Origin of the sequence: Microcoleus sp. T3_D1 (genome assembly GCF_036700405.1) — a bacterium.
Taxonomy (GTDB): domain Bacteria; phylum Cyanobacteriota; class Cyanobacteriia; order Cyanobacteriales; family Microcoleaceae; genus Microcoleus.
Genome location: NZ_JAUBOV010000084.1, coordinates 15,397 through 32,630, shown reverse-complemented (window position 1 = coordinate 32,630; position 17,234 = coordinate 15,397). Strand labels below are relative to the sequence as shown.

Sequence of the window (17,234 nt, the reverse complement as noted above, 5' to 3'; positions counted from 1 at the left end):
AACATATTTAATTATGGACTAATGAGGGACATAGTATTGGTGAGTATTTCTACTCATCGCATAAGTGTTATGCTCCCTGAAGTCTTTCTAGTGCTTTCTTCTGTTTAAGGAATTTGAACTTGGTTACTGTCTTTGCTTTTTAAACAGCAACTTTTTGGTAAATGTAATCAACAGCCTGTTGAACTGTTTCTATGTTCTCCGCAGCTTGATCGGGAATTTCAATGTCGAATTCCTCCTCAATGGCCATAATTAGCTCTACTGCATCGAGAGAATCGGCTCCTAAATCCTTGGCAAAATTAGCGTTTATGGTGACTTTACTTGCCTCAAATTCTAGTTGCTTGGCAACAACGGCTTTGAGTTTTTCATAAATTTGCTGCTTAACCTTATCGCTTGGGAAAGATTCTGCAACAACGGTAGCAGTAGCAGTATTATTCGTACTTTCATCAGAATCTAATTCTAATTCCTCTTCGGATTCATCCCGGACTTTGAAGTACCAAAATAGATTAGCCACAGCCAAATCAGAGGCTTTTTCCAAATTCGACGATACTAAACTTGTATGACCCCCTAGTTCCCCTTGTTCAATGATATAATCTTCATACTCTTCACGTCGCTGCCGATCGAGCATCCATTCCAGTTGAGTGCGAAGCGCGTAAAAATGAGACTTCGGCTTCAAATTTTCATAAAATAACTGTTCCTCTGGGATTGCTAAAGCTGTTGCGGCTGAGTTTTTCTCCACCTTAACAGCAGAGTCAGGTTTACTAAAATCAGCACTTTGCAACTGTTTTAATTCACTTGGCGGTAAAGCTTTCATCCATTCAATATGATTTTGCCAAGTCTCTAATAAAACTAAATCGCGATCGTGAATGCACGTAATTTCAGGAAAAAGAAAGTCAAGCTCTTCGTCTGAGTCACAACAGTGTATAATACCGAGGCTATCTTGACGGATTTGTTGTTGAAGTTGAGAAATACGATCGCCCGCAGCACCAAATTCATTTTGCACCTGATAAGTCGCAATAATACTTTGTTCGATCGTCCAACTGCACTCTAACCGCCGCAACTGTCCCGCCGCACAGGTTTCTGACAACAACTGCGGATTTCTGTAATCAGCTAAAGCCTCAAACAGCATCCCCCGCGCCGCATCAATTTCAGCATTGCGGCGGTTGATATCTTGCAGTTGCAAAGCCGATCGCATTCGTTGAATTGCTTGATTAAATAACCCGTAAGCCCGCACTAAGACTAGGCGATGGTTCTCAAATTTTATATCTGCAACCACTTCGGAAATTAATTGCTTAATTTCTGCGCCTTGACCTTTCAAAAGTTGTTCTAAATTGATGAAACCATTTTCTACTTTAACTTCCAGCCTTTCTACTGCTTTTTTTAGTTTCAAAGTCTGGTGCAAATTCACCGCCGACAAGGCTACCCCAGCGGCAACTCCCACACCAATGACGGCTGTTGTCGCTTGCAGCACGCCCAAACTGGTTTGGACGGCTTGAAAGCCCATGTGGTTTTGGTACATCTGCAAGCCTCCCATTGCAAGCTGCACGGGAGACACTAACGGCGATAGGGGGCTGTTGTTGACCACCGCGCCAACGGCGTGGGCCGCAAACTCTCCCGTTGCTGCATCTCTCGCCATGCCGATCGGCACTCCAGCCGATGTAAACACTTGTACGTACTTGCCAGCCTCGATCGCAGCCTGTACCGCCGGGGGAAATACAAAGTTCATCATCAATTTCTACCGTGTTACCAATCCACAGAATAACTAATATATTATGCTAGTTTAAATAAAAAAAAATTATCAATAGGCCCTGCAAATGCACACTTCGCTAATTAGTCCTCAAACAGTTGAGCTTGTTTCGCGGCTGACCGGGCAAAACCTCCGAAAAGAGGATATTACTCCGCCTGTGCTTTTCCTGGCGGGGCTGGTGACGGTATTGCTGGGAGTCATTCATGCCGACGGTACGGTAAGTGCTGAGGAAACACAGCGATTGCGGACAATTTTTACGGAACTTATTCCCGCTAACAACAGTTTGCGCCAATTCGTAATGCCGATGGTTAAGAGCGTGCGGGAACAGCAAGTTTACAAGAAATTGACGGCGTTGCTGGCGCTCACATCGTGCTTTTCCGAAGAGGAAAAACTGCTGTTAATTAGTTTTGGGTATCAAATGTCGGCGGCAGATGGGACAATAGATGAACGAGAAAAACAGTATTTGACCATCATTGCCGATCGACTCGGAGTTAATGCGCGATTTTTGAGTGTTTTGGAAGCGAGTTTTAGCAATCAAGCCATCAGCGATACAGCAGCTTTAGCAGAAGTCCACTCGTTACTAGATCCAGCGCAATTTCAATCTCTCGATTCTATGTTTGTCCGTGCTGCCAGTCACATTATCGAACATTTACCAGCCAAACCGAAACAGCAAACAAATCAAAAACAGTCAGTTTCGTCCTATCAGGAGTTGAAAAAGTTTCAGGAGTATAGACAACAAATGGATGCTGTTTGTGAAAAACTCGGCTTAACTCTGCAAAATGGAAGCGATCGCAACGTGCTATCTCCTACTTTAGCAGAAGAAGTAACGAAAGTATCTCAAAGATTGCAATCTCCATGTTTTCGCGTTGCTGTTGTCGGCGAATTTAGTAAAGGCAAATCAACCTTACTAAATGCTTTACTTGGTGAGGAAATCCAACCAGTGCGCGATATTCCCTGTAGTGGTAATGTGACTATTTTGAAATATGGTTCGCAGCGCCGGGTTATTTGTCGCTACAAAAATGGACGGGAGGAAGAAATTTCACCTGCACAATATCAAGAGAAAGCTTCGATTTCGGAACAAGCGGCTTATGGTTCCTATGCCGATGAAATTGCCAAGTCGGAAATTGCCGAAATCGTTTTTGAACATCCCGAATTAGAGTTGTGCTGCAATGGAGTAGAAATTATTGATTCTCCTGGATTGAACGAACAAGCCGAACGCACATTAATCACCCAACAGGTGCTCAAAACAACTGATGCCGTTATTTTCTTAACTCATGCTCAAAATGCTTTAACCGAGAAAGAGCGAGAACTGCTTTTGTACTTGAAAAAAGAACTAAATTATGGTAATAAGGAAGGCGCGAGTAATATTTTTATGGTAGTTAATTTTTTCGATTTACTGCGGCGGGAAGAGAGTCGCCAGCAGGTACGAAAAAGGGTGGAAACAATTGTTACAAGTCAAAATTTGATTGGTGGTGAAAACCGGATTCATTTTATTTCTGCTCAATCTGCCTTGGAAGCGATTTTAGCAGGCAATGAAAATGATGATTATCTAAAATCTTTTCAGGGTTTTACTGATTCGGTTGAGAAGTTTCTGACAGTTGAACGGGGGGCGATCGCACTTCAGCAATCAGCCGCCGGAATTAAGCAAATTATTAATACTGGCTGCAATGAATTGAGTCAATATAGGGAAATGCTAGAAGGAAATTTGACAGTTTCCCAAGGAGATAAGGCGAAGATTTTTGAACAGATGGCGGAAGTAAGCGGCCGCGATGTTAAGATTAGACTTTTAGCTAATGAACTGAGGGAGGAATCGGTAAAAGAAGCTATTGAATCTTGGAAGGAATGGGATAAAATATTGCGCGATCGCCTCGCTACAAAAAGGAATAAATGGACTTCAGTGCATTCGCATATTTGGAGCCAAGACAAGTTAATCCAAGATTATGCCAATCAATTTGTGTGGGAATTAACACAAGAAATTGATGTTTGGAGCGACCAAAAATTGCACTTTATATTGAAACAAAAAATAGAAACTTTAGACTTCAAATTTAAGGAAGAGTTTTATGCAATCCGACAAGAGTTTCAAGAGTTTGATCGGCGACTTAGCACTAGCCTTGTTACTCAATTCAATAACTTAGGAATAGCAAAAAATCTGGGTGGAATTGGCATCGGTGGAAGCGGTATCGCTTCATCAATCTCAGATATTGGAGGTCCTGGAGGTTATCTTGGCGGTTTAGGCCTTGGTGGAGCCGTCGCGGCGGGATTGCTGTTTTTCGCGGGACTTGGTATTATTCCAGTTATTTTGGGTGCGTTAGCTGCTGGTGGGGGTGGCGCATTTGGATTGGGAATGCTAGATGTTGATGGAATTCATAACCAGATTAAGCAAAAAATTTGTGAGTTAGGGTTTAAGAAGTTTGATGAATCTTCGCAGTCGATTTCTGATAAGATAAAAGAAAGAATTATTGCAGTATTTGAAGAAAGAGTTGAGACGAATAGCGGTGCGATCGCACAAGCAATGTCGATGTGGGAAAATTTATTAGAACAGCAGGAAAATCGAGATCGCCAAAATCAAGCAGAATGCGAGTCCCAAAAAGTGTGGCTGGCTGAAAAACGTCGGGAGCTCGAACAAGTACAAAATCAAATTCAAACAATCTTAAATCAAAGCGATCGCTAATTCAATGAATAATATCATGTCCAATCGATCGACCGCGATTTTCGTAGGGGCCCGTTAGCCAACAATACCAGCCAATAATTGACAATCTCAAAAACCCGCCCCGGCCGGGATATTATGGTTAATCGATCGGATTCGATCTAACGGGTAAGTCATACCCAAGGAGAGGGGCGGGTTTCCAGAATCTCGGCTTTGTGTTGCAAATTAGGGCGAACCCGCCCCTACAGGAATTACGGTTAATTGACCGGACATTATATTACTGGTGTTTTTATGCCAAAACTGGCACCGGCTGTGGCCAACGTCCCATGACTTTACCAATCACCGCCAATTCTTCCATCAACTTGTCGAACTGATCCGGTGTTAAAGATTGCGGCCCGTCAGACAAAGCTTTTTTCGGATTCGGGTGCACTTCAATCATCAGCGAATCTGTACCAGAGGCGATCGAAGCAAACGCCATTGACGGTACAAACTGCGCCCAACCGGTGCCGTGACTGGGGTCAACCATAATCGGTAAGTGAGTCAGAGTCCGCAATACTGGTACTGCCGACAAATCTAGGGTATTGCGTGTATATTGCCTGTCATACCCGCGAATTCCGCGCTCGCACAAAATCACGTTCGGATTGCCAGAAGCCATGATATACTCAGCAGCCATCAACCATTCTTCAATGGTGGCGGAGATACCGCGCTTCAGCAAAATTGGTTTGTCTTGAGCTCCGACTTTCTTCAACAGTGAGAAATTCTGCATATTTCTCGCCCCGACTTGTACCACGTCGGCTACTTCTACGATCGCACTTAAGTCCGCCGCATCCATAACTTCGGTGATAATTCCCAAACCGCTAGCTTCCCGGGCCGCAGCTAGCAATCCCAAAGCACTCTCGCCGTGGCCTTGGAAAGCATAGGGAGAAGTTCTCGGTTTGTACGCGCCACCACGGAGAAAATGAGCTCCAGCAGCTTTGACACGCATTGCCGTTTCGACAATCATTTCTTCGTTTTCGACCGAGCAAGGGCCTGCTACGATCGCGATCGGGTGGTGCAGGCCGATCATCACAGTTCCTAAAGGAGTAGCAACTTCTACTGTGCTGGCTTCTCCTTGGCGGTACTCCAGAGAAGCGCGTTTGTAGGGTTTTTCTACCCGCAGCACTTCTTCAATCCAGGTGCTCATTTCGCGCAGTTGCATCGGTTCGAGCTCGGCGGTGTCGCCTACCAAACCCATGACAACTTTGTAACGGCCGACGATTTTTTCTGGTATCAAACCCCAGTTAGTGCGGAGCTCTTCGTCTAGTCGATCGATCTCGGCTTCTGGAGTGCCGGCTTTCATTACTATAATCATTTTTTTTTGCCTTTTTAGTTGGGCTAGACACGAATTATGACACGGATGAACTGAGAAAAATAGATGCAATGGCGATCGAATGATATCAGGACACGGCAGTAGCCATTGGTGTCAACTTAAGCTTTTAGTCCGCCAAGTTCTCTCGCTTACCCGCCAAGTCCGCCAGGGGTTAAAACCCATGTCTCAAAGCTAAAGTCCTCGCTATGAGGACTGAGAAGAAAACTTTTTAAATTCATTAAGCTGTGGAGCATTTAAACGACTAACGAACCAGGTAAGGTGCGTCAGCTAGAACACTTACGCGCTTATGCGGGAAACGCTTATGTACTGACGCACCCTACAATCGTCCTTTAAATGTCCAACCGCTTAGTCCTCTTTAGAGGACTTTCGCTTTGAGACAGGGAATTCATTCCCTGTCGGACTATCGGACTATCGGTTTAATGTTAAGTTGTCACCAATAACCAATAACTAATAACTAATGACTAACTTTTTGGCTTGGCGGCGCGCCACGCTTCTCGCATCCGTCCAAAATTGGTATTAAATTCTTCCCACCCCAGAGTGCTTCCTGAAATTTCTTCATCCCAGGAAGCCGAGAGGACTCCGTAGCTCAATCCCAGAACGCCTAGACCAAAACAGCCCATGCTTACCAGCAATACTGCTGTGTTGGGCAGATCAAACAAGCCTTTGCTGACTACCAAATAGCTGACAAAAAATGTGCAAATTCCCAGCATTGTCGGTATGCCGCAGAATACCGCTATGCGGGATATCATGCGTTGGCTGACTACTTCGGGGATGGATTGCGACTGTTTTCCGGTTTTGTTAGCTTTCGGCTGCTTGTCGGCAGAATCCGACTCTAAGGCTAGGCTTGCTTGGGGTTCTGGGGGCTTTTTAGGCGTTTTTTTACGATTTGTTGCCGGTTCAAAGGGCAAGCGCTTGCGGGGTGGTTCGGAGGACATATTTTATCTCTAACCTGAAATCTCGAACATTTTTCAATAAGTCTTGGTGCTTGTCCAAGATTAAAGAATATTGTCGCAAATTTTGGCTTGGGTGTTTAGCCGCGAATGCCTAGACGGGCAATCAATGCTTTGTAGCGATCGACATTTTCCCTTTGGATGTAGGCCAGCAGGCGCTTGCGGCGGCTGATCATCATCATCAAACCGCGCCGGGAGGCGAAGTCTTTTTGGTTGATTTTCAGGTGGGCGCTGAGTTTTGTGATGCGATCGGTCAGCATGGCGACTTGGACATCTGCTGAGCCTGTATCGGTTTCATGGGTTTGGAAGTCGCCCATGATTTCTTGTTTGCGCTGTTGTGTAAGAGCCATGAATTGATTTTAGTTTTTTTTGTACGATTGTCACAATCTGCAATTGTACCACAGGGAATGGAGAAGGTTGCAGCGTGTAGGATGAAATTTTTGCTGCAAAAGTTCGCCGACCGAGTTTCAATCCCCTTGCGGGGAAAAGTGAATTGCGACCAAAAACGAAACTGGTTGCGCTTCTGTCAGAGGAAGTTTCAATCCCCTTGCGGGGAAAAGTGAATTGCGACATAATAAATCTTTTGCCTATGTATCATAGAGTGGAGATGATGTTTCAATCCCCTTGCGGGGAAAAGTGAATTGCGACTTGGCGGCGGTACTGGTGCATGAGGCAGAACACAACAGAAAAAGTTTTAATCCCCTTGCGGGGAAAAGTTAATTGCGACTTGACAGTATATACCTGCCTGGTAAAACTGCTCCTTTAAAGTTTCAATCCCCTTGCGGGGAAAAGTGAATTGCGACTAAGGTGGGGAAGGGGCCTAATGCCTTGAGCCAGGAAGAGCTAGTTTCAATCCCCTTGCGGGGAAAAGTGAATTGCGACTGGCCCAGGGAAGGGCATTACCAACTACGTACACAGTTTCAATCCCCTTGCGGGGAAAAGTGAATTGCGACTGGGCTCTCACCTATACAGAACTGCGTCCTACCTGGGTTTCAATCCCCTTGCGGGGAAAAGTGAATTGCGGCTTTCATATTTACTGTATTTTTCAGTTTAAGTTACCCTGTTTCAATCCCCTTGCGGGGAAAAGTGAATTGCGGCGGTACAGTTGGGTTTTCACGATAAGAATCTTGTATATCTTTTAAAGTTTCAATCCCCTTGCGGGGAAAAGTGAATTGCGGCGTATAACTTTTTTGATCAATGGATTAAGTCTAAGTCTTTTGTTTCAATCCCCTTGCGGGGAAAAGTGAATTGCGGCCTTAGTAAACTTTTGAGTAGCTCCAGTCACAAACTTATGTTTCAATCCCCTTGCGGGGAAAAGTGAATTGCGGCCAAAAAGAATTTATTCTTACTTGCGGAAAGAAGAAACGGAGAAGTTTCAATCCCCTTGCGGGGAAAAGTGAATTGCGGCCTAAAGACCCGTGAAGATAAACTCAAGAAGGAATTTGAGTTTCAATCCCCTTGCGGGGAAAAGTGAATTGCGGCACTCTAGAAACATTTGATAGGCACGATGCACAGACTCGTTTCAATCCCCTTGCGGGGAAAAGTGAATTGCGGCATTAGTGGTATATCCCTACCCTGCTATTGAGTTTGTAATGTTTCAATCCCCTTGCGGGGAAAAGTGAATTGCGGCCTAAAACTGTATCTGCGGGTATTGATTTAGATTCCTTTTCTATGTTTCAATCCCCTTGCGGGGAAAAGTGAATTGCGGCTTTGGAATGTGGAGGAAAGTCTGAACATTCTTGTTTCAATCCCCTTGCGGGGAAAAGTGAATTGCGGCAATTAAGATTGGGTTTTAATGGTAAAATAACTACAAAAGTTTCAATCCCCTTGCGGGGAAAAGTGAATTGCGGCTTAGTAGTATGCACAACATACGAGAAATTGTTACTTGTTTCAATCCCCTTGCGGGGAAAAGTGAATTGCGGCCTTAAAATTCATTGGGCCGTTTTGTGACTGTGCGGTAGAGTTTCAATCCCCTTGCGGGGAAAAGTGAATTGCGGCCAGATCCCTCTTGCCTAGTTTGTCTGAGAGGTATAAGCATAGATCAGTTTCAATCCCCTTGCGGGGAAAAGTGAATTGCGGCCGATCAAATTGCAAAACCTGTCGCTACTTTCACTTTCTCGTTTCAATCCCCTTGCGGGGAAAAGTGAATTGCGGCACTTTTTTATCGACCAGAACAAAGTTCAGAAGAAAAAAGTTTCAATCCCCTTGCGGGGAAAAGTGAATTGCGGCCTAAAGGTCGAGAACGGGTAGATCCTGCACCCGAAGTTGTTTCAATCCCCTTGCGGGGAAAAGTGAATTGCGGCATTTCTCGTGGTTCTGGCATAGCTATGATTGGTGACAATCCAGACTGTTTCAATCCCCTTGCGGGGAAAAGTGAATTGCGGCCTCTCGTTGTGAAAACCTTGCCCAGTAAAGGCTCCAGAAGCCGTTTGCGACCGCCTCTGATGCTGAGCTCACTTAGAGCCGAAAATTGGCTGCCGAAAATCGCTGAAACCCTTACTGCACAATAGAACGGCCGCCTATACGAGAGAATCTGTGTTTCAGCCATTTAGCGAGGCGATCGCACAGCTAAATGATTGAATTGCTAAAACACTGCTTTAATCTATTTAATTTTCTAGGTACTGGTGCTGTTGATTCGGGTAGTAATTAACACTAGAAGTTAATTTTGGTTTCTGTGGATTTACTACTTGAATTTAGCAATGCGGTAATATTAACCTAAATGTTCCTAGCTGTCAAGTGTCAAAAAAAATACTTTAAACAACGATCGAAGTTGGCGGTTGAGTCACCGACGGGCCAGAACCCCAAGTTTCTACCTGCCCGATCGCCCGCGTTGACAAAGCATAAAAACGGATGTTATCTTCATCCAAATTGACCCGTCCCCGCAGCCGAGTGCGGAACTCCTCAAACTGACGCTGAGACAGGACACACTCAAAAACCATAGTATTAAGCAGAAAACTATCGGCTCAAATAGGCGATCGCCTCACGTATCCAATCATCCGCATCACCTTTGGCGGACAAAGTGCTGTCTTGACTGAGGGTTTGCAGCGCTTGCAAGACTTCAGCCGCAGTGTATCCCATCGCCAGCAGGATCATCTCGACTTCTTCTTGAATAGCTGGGGGGACTCCGGCGGCGACTGAAGTTGTCAAACCTGCTTGCTGGCGCCATTCCGAGAGTTTGCTTTTGAGTTCGAGGGCGAGACGTTCTGCGGTTTTTGTACCCACGCCCGGGGTTTTGGCGAGGATGCGGGTGTTACCGCCGACGATCGCCTGGACTAAATCTTGCAATCCTAAAGTATCGAGAAGTGCGATCGCCAGTTGAGCACCCACACCGCTAACACTCGTCAACTGCCGAAACAAATCGCGTTCTGCCGCGCTGCCAAAACCGTACAATACGATTTGGTCTTCCTTAACTTGCTGGTGGGTAAAAATTTGGGCGACTTCGCCGGAGGCTGGCAATTGACCGGTCACGCGGGGCAAAATTTGGATTTCATAGCCGATTTGATTGACTTCGAGAGTCAATATGACGCGGTTGCTGCCTTTGGCGATATCGGCTACTGTGCCTTTGAGATAGCTAATCATAGAGTTTATAATACACCGCTATTCGTTTTCGTCAAACTCGGCGATGATGCTGCGGATTTCGTTGAGACTGATATCTGTTCGATCTGATTTTGAGTAAATGGTTAACAAAAGTACGATCGACGGGGATTCAATCTGATAAATCATGCGATACCCTGCACTTTTCCCTTTTTGGATGTTGCTGTTTTTCACTCGGACTTTTAAGATGATATAATCTTCGCCCATTCCGGGAATGCGATCGCCAATAAAATTGCCAGCCTGTAGTTGCTCAATTACTGGCCCAGTATCTAGCCGGATTTGGCGAAATCGTTTGGATAATTCACGCAAATTTCGCTTATACTCAGGCGTTAAATCGATCTGAACGAGTTCGGATTCATTCGACATCGATGCCCTCCCACATTTGAGAAAGAGGTATTCGCTGCCCAGTTTTAGCTTCCTGCAACGCTCTTCTGAGACTAGCTTTTACTTCTTCCACTGGAGTATCATCGGGGTCGTCTTCAGCTTCATCTATAGGTTCCGAAAGAAGGAGAATGATTCGCAGTAGACCGCGCATATCCAGTGTTAAAGGTCGATCGAGCAATAATTGACCTTTTTCGGCATCGATTCTCTCCCACAGTTCAGAGATTGGTCGGGTTTGTCCGGCTTTGGCTTGCTGCAACGCTCTTCTGAGACTAGCTTTTACTTCTTCAACTGGAGTATCGTCGGGGTCGTCTTCACCTTCATCTGTAGGTTCCTGAAAGAGGACGATGATTCGCACGCGGCCGGGAGTTTCTGCGGTTAAAGGTCGATCGAGAATTAATTGACCTTTTTCGTCGATCGTTCCTGTGACTTCAAAGGCTTTCATTGGTTTCTCCTGGATTTTTTTAAATTAATACTATTATATAACCCTGTTCGAGTTAGAGCGATTTTGTTATTCTCAAGTCAAAATAAGCTGCTGTTTAACCAAAGACAAATCCGTCTTACCAAAATTCACAACCAAAGCCACATTGAAATTTTCCAAGGATTTGACAAACCACATAATTTCATTAGAAGCTTTACCTTCATAGTGATTAAACAAAATAGAAAATCGCTTTTCCAACTCTGGTTTGACTTTGCCCGAAAGCAGTACAAGTTTCAGCAGTAAACCCATTGTCCTGCTGGCGCCGAGGTTATACACCAAGTCGTAAAAAACGTAGTGGCTGGGATGTTGGGAATTTTCCACTACTAAGAAGTTGAACAACTGGTGGCAAGTACGAACTAACAATGGATTATTGAATTTCACCGAGTCATTTTCTCGCAATGTATTTTTGATTTGTTTGTACAAACGGTCATTAAATTGACGCCCCCCGTATTCTGGTTCGATCGACGATATTAAATATTCATATAAATCCACTTTAAATGAAGCGTAAGATGGAGTTTGTCGGGAATCTCTTAGGAAAAATTGAGCCGCTTCTTTGTAGCTGCGATCGCCTGCTACTTTTCCGGCAAATTCCCTCACCGCTAAGTGCAGTTCTGCATCGTTCAAAAGTGTGGGATTAGCCGCTCGCTGGACAATTCCTATTTCTGTATTTCTCGGCTCAACCATATAATTCAAATATTTAGACAAATGTGTTTCAAATTGTCGCTGTCTTTGAAATGCCAGTTTTTGGATGGTTTGTTGGTCTTCCTCAATGCTGTCCTTGCTCAGTAGAGAATAGCCGTACAAATAAGGATACCGACAGATCAATTCGCCCAAAGGAGAATCTGTATCTTGTTGCTGCTGTTCCGCCTCTCTATCTAAGGCTTTTACTAAGCGCTCTATGGTCTGGAATTCGTCACTTTTCGTAAATAATTTTATTTGTTCTTGCAAGCGCTTGACTATGTAAAATTCCATCCCGAATCGGGGAGAAGTCTGCTTAAATAAAGCTACCAACTTGGCGATCGCGAATTGGTTTTGGGAATTCAATTGCCAGCGGTTGATCGGGATGTAGCAGCAGCGGTGGAGGAGATATTTAAAGTCCTGATCCGATCGCTTGACGGAGACTATACTGTACAAAGTTGCTTCAATTGCTCGATCGGGATAGCCCATGCCGTCGATAAATAGCTTTCGGAACCGCTCGATCACCTGTGCGGGGGATTCTGTTTCCACGCAGGAGACGATGTGATCGTACAATCTCTGTTCGTTGCTGCCAATTGGAACACTGTCTGAGGGCGGGGTGAGGATGCTGCTGCCTGCATCTGTGTCTACGCTGCTGTCTGCAACTTGTGCGACAACAACTGTCGGTTTTTCCCCAAAAGTTCGATCGGGATTCAAGAACCAATAGTGTTCTTGGCTTAATTGTTTGTCCTCCGCCCAATCCAAAGCTGACTGCAAACTTTCCCCTGTCAATAACAGCGATTCATCTTCGCGGTCTGAAGCCAGCCATGCTGCTAGGGCGGATCGGTACGGAGCCAATTTTCCCAGCTCTTTTTCCACCCAAAATTGATTAAAAACTGACTGATAAATTAGGTTGGCAACTATTAATTTACCGTGAGATTTCACAACCAGTCCTGACAGTTGCAATTCGATTTTTTCGGGAGAGTAATCTGCTGGTACTCCCTGCGATTCCCCGGATTTTGTGGGCTGGGGCGGTTGCAAAGCTTGCTGGTACAGCGTTAACAGCCGCGTGAGGTCGCAGTGGTTATGGAAAATGCGATCGCGAATTGCTGTCAAATGTTGGGGTTCGTCTTCTTCTTCCCAATTTTTAATAATTCTGTGTTTGACCAGTTTTTCAACCTGCTTAGCTTCGGAATTTCTGCCAATGAAAGGCCCGTATTCAAGTACCAAGTGGCAAATTTTTTGAGTTATAAACGGTTGGCCGCCCGTCCAAGCTAATATTTCTTGGAGCACTTTTTGGGGGCGAAAAGCTTTCAGGGCTAATCCTTTTGCTAGCGGCAAACTTTCGTGCAGTTGGAATCGACTTAAATGAATCTGCCGTCCAATATTAAAAGGGTTGCATCTTGGATCTCGGATCAATGCTGAGGGGGCTGCTACTCCCATAACAGCAAAAGTCAGGCGATCGTATTCCGGTTGCTCTGCCCGCTTGGAGTAACAAGCCCGGATCAAAGCAAAAAAATCGCTGGTACTGAAATTTAGGCTGCTGATGCTTTCAATGTCATCGAGGAAAATTACCAGATTTTGCTGAAGTGACTTGAGCAAAACTTTTTCGATAAATATCTCCAATCGCTGCACCGGCGGCAGCAGTTCGCGATCGTTCCACCACTTGATGGCATCAAACCTGTTTGTGATGTGTAAACTGCTTGCCATGCGGTACATGATTCCCCCATACCACTTTTGGGGGGAGATATCTGGGCTGCTGATGCTTCTCAAGTTGATGGCTGCAAAAACTGTACCTTCGGCTTGCAACCTTTTGGCCGTTTGCACTAGCAGGCTGGACTTTCCCATTTGTGGCGCACTCAACACGTAACAGAAGTCTCCGGCTTTGAGTCCTTCGTAGAGTTCGCTGTCGGCCGATCGCCTGACATAGGTGGGCGCACCGGCAGGCAAATATCCTCCGACTTGATATTGGTACGTTGAGTGGACTTCTGCTGTCATCTGGGAATTCATCAAGATTTTACGCCTCTATGCTGTGCGATCGAAAGGTTCCGAATTGGAGTTATTGCCCGCTTATACGATTTTAGATTTTAGATTTTAGATTTTAGATTGGGCAATGGCTTATTCAATAAGGGTTTGGAGTTTGCCTGTTGCATTTGCATGGTTTTTTTGAATCAGCCTTACTATGGTGGGAAATTTTTGTTCCTCTTTCTCTATTGTCTACTAGCTCAGCTTTCTCCTTCTCAATCTTTACCGTATCTTTGCAAGCGTTCCCCCCAAATCCTACGATCGGCCCAATCGTACTCCGCCACTTGATTTTTTACACTCGTTCACATAATTAAATGAATTTTCACTCGATCGAGTGACAAAACGCTAAAACGCCCTTTTTTTCACATTTTTTTACAATAATACTTTAAATTTCACCCGGTGGTATGATGTTGGCAGGGAAACTCATAACCACAGCGCCGTCAACCTTCTGTCTTCAGATCCGCCTGCCGAATGCCGGAGAAAAAGGCGCTCGCAATGGCTGCCAATAAAAAACCCCAGCGTTTGGCTGAGGACTGCTTGAGTGGGAGATATCGTTAATCTGCGTTTTTTTAGTTGACTTAGATTGCATGGAATTCCATGCTGCTGACTTTCCCCGAGCTTTCGCGTTCGGGGATTCCTAAGAACAAACTTTTCAGGATGCATCCACAAAAAGTTTAATTCTTAAAGGCTTTGTCAGTACCAGGCTAACCACTCACTCAACTATAAAAGTTAAGTCGGTGGCTAATTGTAGAAGATGCGCCCTGATGGCTTAACTACCCGATGGATTAGCACCCTGATGGCATAACTCCCTGATGGATCGACGCCCTGATGGCTTTCGCTCCACTACCCAAAAGAATCTGGTTGGTGGATGATCGTGGACGTTAGTAACACGTCACTTCCGGCGTTTCCGATCGCAAGCGGGTGTGCCTGTCTGAATTGATTATGGCAGGCAGATTTATCAGAAGACAAGTGGGTTATTGCATCAACCCATTTCTGATATATCGGGTTAGCCAGAAAGTGCCAATCTACGCAAATCAGGGTCATCGAACATGAAAAACAGCATCTTAGTATTAGGGGTAATTGCCTCGGCTGGCTTCGGCTTTTTCCAGGCAGGCAGCGCCAGCGCTTCGGCACTAGCTCCACAACCTTCATCAGCCAGGAGTTTGACGGCTTGGGAGAGTCGTCCCGACTTTAACTACACTGGAACGAATGAGGATGGGGACGAAGAAGAGGTAAAAACGGGTAAAAACAGGAAATAATTGGCGCTCTTGTGTGGTTCGCTCTTGCGCGGTTGTGGTTGTGGTTGTAGTTGTGGTGGTGTTTGTTGTCGCAACCGCCTGTAATCGAGGCGGTTAAAACTAGATCCCAATATCAGTCTACCTAATCCCGGGGGTGGGGGTCAGTTTCCGAGAACCGTGGATGGGAAAATAAACAGGTAAGGCGAGTCTGTCGGTGGAGTTTCCCCGCCTGTAAACTTCCTTACCTTCTGATGTTCGGGATTTGGATCTGGCACAATCGTATTTCATCTCGTAAAAACCTAATGGAAAATACTCTCGAAACTACCCGCAGACAGCGCGTATTGACAAGAACCCAGGAACGGCGTCAGGCAACACCCAAAGAAAAACAGTTGATTCACCTGCTAGCCAATATGGCTTGCAGTTTGATTAAATACGACTACAAACACGCAGCGGGCAAGGGTACTCTCCCGCCTTCGGAAAGCAAGCGTTTAGCGGAATGGCACTACCTGCGAGTTCAGCAAATTCGCAGGATCGAACGCTCATTGGAGCCCGTAGCGACCCTTAAGCGCGTGTACTACAAGAGCATCCTCAGTCCGAGGGATCTGAAGTCTTTGAAACTTCTGTGGCTGGAGGAGGACAAAAACCGTGTCAAACGGGTCGATCCTGAGTTAGACGACATCCTCAGCGAAGCTTTGGATCGGGGAGATACTTTAAAACAGCTATTTCACTCGATCGAAGTCAAAGAACGCACCTTTTCTGCAACTCCTCGCCCAGGCGCCGTGCCGCTTTGGGTCAAAGAGTGGGAAGAGTCGGAATATGACATAAACTTTTTTCCGCCTTCCTTCTCTGCATGGGTTTCTATCGTGGACGACTAGGTTCAGGAAAAACTCTTTGACATGGCATCGATCGTAAATTTCAGATGGTAGACTTATTTGCGATTGCTGCCATTGGCGAAAAGTGTGCGGGCGTGAGGCTAAACCAGGCGGCGTTGCGCGCAGGCATCCGAGTACAGAGAAGTGAATCGGAGTCAGTACCATTGTACAATGGGGGAAAACCAGGGCTTCAGCTAATCGCTGATAGCTGATAGCTGATAGCTGATAGTTTCTCATGACTGACTCGATTTCTACTTCTCCTCTAGACTCGGCGGCCGATACAGCCGAACTCCGCTCTCAGTTGAGGTCGGGTTCGGAAAAAGCTCAACTGCAACTGCTGCAACAACAAATAGCAGATTCCGGTTGGGATGTATTGATGGAATTTTTATTAGAGCGCAAGTCAGAGGCACCGACTGCGGTAATGGGTAAGGCTTACCAAATTCTTTACACTGCTAATTCTCCGAGAGCGGCGGAGTTTTTGCAAGCGAATTTTCCCACTGGGGTTGTGCCGCTGCGATCGGACTCTAACATTGATTACACTCCGCTGCAACAATTATTGGCGTTACAGGAATTTCAAGAAGCCGATCGCTTGACTTTAGACAAGCTTTGTGAATTAGCTGGTGATACAGCTTCTGTGAGAAAGTGGCTGTATTTTACCCAAGTTGAGAGTTTGCCCGTAACGGATTTGCAAACAATTAATACGCTGTGGAAAGTTCATTCCGAAGGCAAATTTGGCTTTTCGGTGCAGCGGGAAATTTGGCTAGGTTCGGGGAAGAATTGGGATAAGTTGTGGCCGCTAATTGGCTGGAAAAAGGGGAATAATTGGACGCGGTATCCGCAAGAGTTTATCTGGGATTTGAGCGCGCCGAGAGGGCATTTGCCGCTGTCAAATCAGTTGCGAGGAGTGCAGCCGTTTGCAGCTTTGATGGCTCATCCTGCCTGGTTGAAGTGAATGGTTTTGGGGCTTTTGGAGAATGCGGGGCGGGCTGGATGGCCTGCCCCGCTATTGTTTTTGGGGAATTGGGATTGGGATTTTTGAGGCGCAGAAATTCACAGAGATTCACAGGCGGGACGCCTGTTCCACTTTTGGCATAGAGGCCCAGGGGCGATCGTACTTCTAGAAAAGTTGGGAAATTTTGTATAATTGATATTTGATATAATGTCCGGTCGATTACCCTGATTCCTGTAGGGGCGGGTTCACCAATAATATTTGCCAAAAACGGACAATCTCACAAACCCGCCCCGGCAAATGTATTAT

General features: G+C 45.6%; 13 protein-coding genes and 1 CRISPR repeat array. Of the genes, 4 read left to right on the top strand and 9 right to left on the bottom strand.

Annotation, left to right across the window (positions count from 1 at the left end; translation table 11 throughout):
- Positions 1-139: 139 nt before the first annotated feature.
- On the bottom strand, positions 140-370 hold the full coding sequence (gene acpP / locus QT992_RS27675; protein WP_333319570.1) for an acyl carrier protein: 231 nt from the start codon (positions 368-370) through the stop codon (positions 140-142).
- Between the two features lie 1,441 nt (positions 371-1,811).
- Here acpP and QT992_RS27670 point away from each other — a divergent pair.
- A complete protein-coding gene (locus QT992_RS27670) occupies positions 1,812-4,415 on the top strand; it encodes a dynamin family protein (protein ID WP_333340678.1) in 2,604 nt (867 codons plus the stop codon).
- A gap of 265 nt (positions 4,416-4,680) precedes the next feature.
- Here the strand turns inward: QT992_RS27670 and aroF are convergent, their stop codons facing one another.
- From aroF to QT992_RS27630, 8 genes are all read right to left on the bottom strand, one after another.
- Positions 4,681-5,742: a 3-deoxy-7-phosphoheptulonate synthase gene (gene aroF / locus QT992_RS27665; RefSeq protein ID WP_333340675.1), complete on the bottom strand. Its 1,062-nt coding sequence runs from the start codon at positions 5,740-5,742 to the stop codon at positions 4,681-4,683.
- Positions 5,743-6,221: 479 nt separating this feature from the next.
- Positions 6,222-6,695 (bottom strand): PAM68 family protein, encoded by a 474-nt coding sequence (locus tag QT992_RS27660; RefSeq protein ID WP_333319525.1) that lies wholly within the window; start codon positions 6,693-6,695, stop codon positions 6,222-6,224.
- A gap of 95 nt (positions 6,696-6,790) precedes the next feature.
- On the bottom strand, positions 6,791-7,060 hold the full coding sequence (rpsO, locus tag QT992_RS27655) for a 30S ribosomal protein S15 (RefSeq protein ID WP_190661928.1): 270 nt from the start codon (positions 7,058-7,060) through the stop codon (positions 6,791-6,793).
- 114 nt (positions 7,061-7,174) lie between these two features.
- A CRISPR array of direct repeats spans positions 7,175-9,095; the repeat unit is 36 nt; unit sequence GTTTCAATCCCCTTGCGGGGAAAAGTGAATTGCGGC.
- A 368-nt stretch (positions 9,096-9,463) separates the two neighbouring features.
- On the bottom strand, positions 9,464-9,649 hold the full coding sequence (locus QT992_RS27650; protein ID WP_333340672.1) for a CRISPR-associated endonuclease Cas2: 186 nt from the start codon (positions 9,647-9,649) through the stop codon (positions 9,464-9,466).
- A gap of 16 nt (positions 9,650-9,665) precedes the next feature.
- Positions 9,666-10,289, bottom strand: coding sequence for a Holliday junction branch migration protein RuvA (gene ruvA, locus QT992_RS27645; protein ID WP_190742029.1), 624 nt, complete (start codon positions 10,287-10,289; stop codon positions 9,666-9,668).
- 18 nt (positions 10,290-10,307) lie between these two features.
- Positions 10,308-10,670, bottom strand: coding sequence for a type II toxin-antitoxin system RelE/ParE family toxin (locus QT992_RS27640; RefSeq protein WP_333340669.1), 363 nt, complete (start codon positions 10,668-10,670; stop codon positions 10,308-10,310).
- Positions 10,660-11,130 (bottom strand): type II toxin-antitoxin system RelN family antitoxin, encoded by a 471-nt coding sequence (locus tag QT992_RS33785; RefSeq protein ID WP_445305375.1) that lies wholly within the window; start codon positions 11,128-11,130, stop codon positions 10,660-10,662. Before QT992_RS33785 ends, QT992_RS27640 begins: the two co-directional genes overlap by 11 nt.
- Before the next feature lie 72 nt (positions 11,131-11,202).
- The gene (locus QT992_RS27630; protein WP_333340666.1) at positions 11,203-13,839 is read right to left on the bottom strand and encodes an AAA-like domain-containing protein; all 2,637 of its coding nucleotides are present in this window, start codon (positions 13,837-13,839) and stop codon (positions 11,203-11,205) included.
- Positions 13,840-14,915: 1,076 nt separating this feature from the next.
- Here QT992_RS27630 and QT992_RS27625 point away from each other — a divergent pair.
- The 3 genes from QT992_RS27625 (at position 14,916) to QT992_RS27615 (ending at position 16,928) form a co-directional block, all read left to right on the top strand.
- Positions 14,916-15,125 (top strand): hypothetical protein, encoded by a 210-nt coding sequence (locus tag QT992_RS27625; RefSeq protein ID WP_333340663.1) that lies wholly within the window; start codon positions 14,916-14,918, stop codon positions 15,123-15,125.
- A 281-nt stretch (positions 15,126-15,406) separates the two neighbouring features.
- Positions 15,407-15,979: a hypothetical protein gene (locus QT992_RS27620; protein ID WP_333319535.1), complete on the top strand. Its 573-nt coding sequence runs from the start codon at positions 15,407-15,409 to the stop codon at positions 15,977-15,979.
- Positions 15,980-16,211: 232 nt separating this feature from the next.
- Positions 16,212-16,928, top strand: a complete 717-nt coding sequence (locus QT992_RS27615) for a GUN4 N-terminal ARM-like repeat domain-containing protein (RefSeq protein WP_333285844.1) — start codon at positions 16,212-16,214, stop codon at positions 16,926-16,928.
- Positions 16,929-17,234: the final 306 nt, after the last annotated feature.

Bases quoted from the DNA above. Each gene is read 5' to 3' on its own strand.
- QT992_RS27670 (WP_333340678.1), top strand. From the start codon at position 1,812: ATGCACACTTCGCTAATTAGTCCTCAAACAGTTGAGCTTGTTTCGCGG.
- aroF (WP_333340675.1), bottom strand. From the start codon at position 5,742: ATGATTATAGTAATGAAAGCCGGCACTCCAGAAGCCGAGATCGATCGA.
- QT992_RS27660 (WP_333319525.1), bottom strand. From the start codon at position 6,695: ATGTCCTCCGAACCACCCCGCAAGCGCTTGCCCTTTGAACCGGCAACA.
- rpsO (WP_190661928.1), bottom strand. From the start codon at position 7,060: ATGGCTCTTACACAACAGCGCAAACAAGAAATCATGGGCGACTTCCAA.
- QT992_RS27650 (WP_333340672.1), bottom strand. From the start codon at position 9,649: ATGGTTTTTGAGTGTGTCCTGTCTCAGCGTCAGTTTGAGGAGTTCCGC.
- ruvA (WP_190742029.1), bottom strand. From the start codon at position 10,289: ATGATTAGCTATCTCAAAGGCACAGTAGCCGATATCGCCAAAGGCAGC.
- QT992_RS27640 (WP_333340669.1), bottom strand. From the start codon at position 10,670: ATGTCGAATGAATCCGAACTCGTTCAGATCGATTTAACGCCTGAGTAT.
- QT992_RS33785 (WP_445305375.1), bottom strand. From the start codon at position 11,130: ATGAAAGCCTTTGAAGTCACAGGAACGATCGACGAAAAAGGTCAATTA.
- QT992_RS27630 (WP_333340666.1), bottom strand. From the start codon at position 13,839: ATGACAGCAGAAGTCCACTCAACGTACCAATATCAAGTCGGAGGATAT.
- QT992_RS27625 (WP_333340663.1), top strand. From the start codon at position 14,916: ATGAAAAACAGCATCTTAGTATTAGGGGTAATTGCCTCGGCTGGCTTC.
- QT992_RS27620 (WP_333319535.1), top strand. From the start codon at position 15,407: ATGGAAAATACTCTCGAAACTACCCGCAGACAGCGCGTATTGACAAGA.
- QT992_RS27615 (WP_333285844.1), top strand. From the start codon at position 16,212: ATGACTGACTCGATTTCTACTTCTCCTCTAGACTCGGCGGCCGATACA.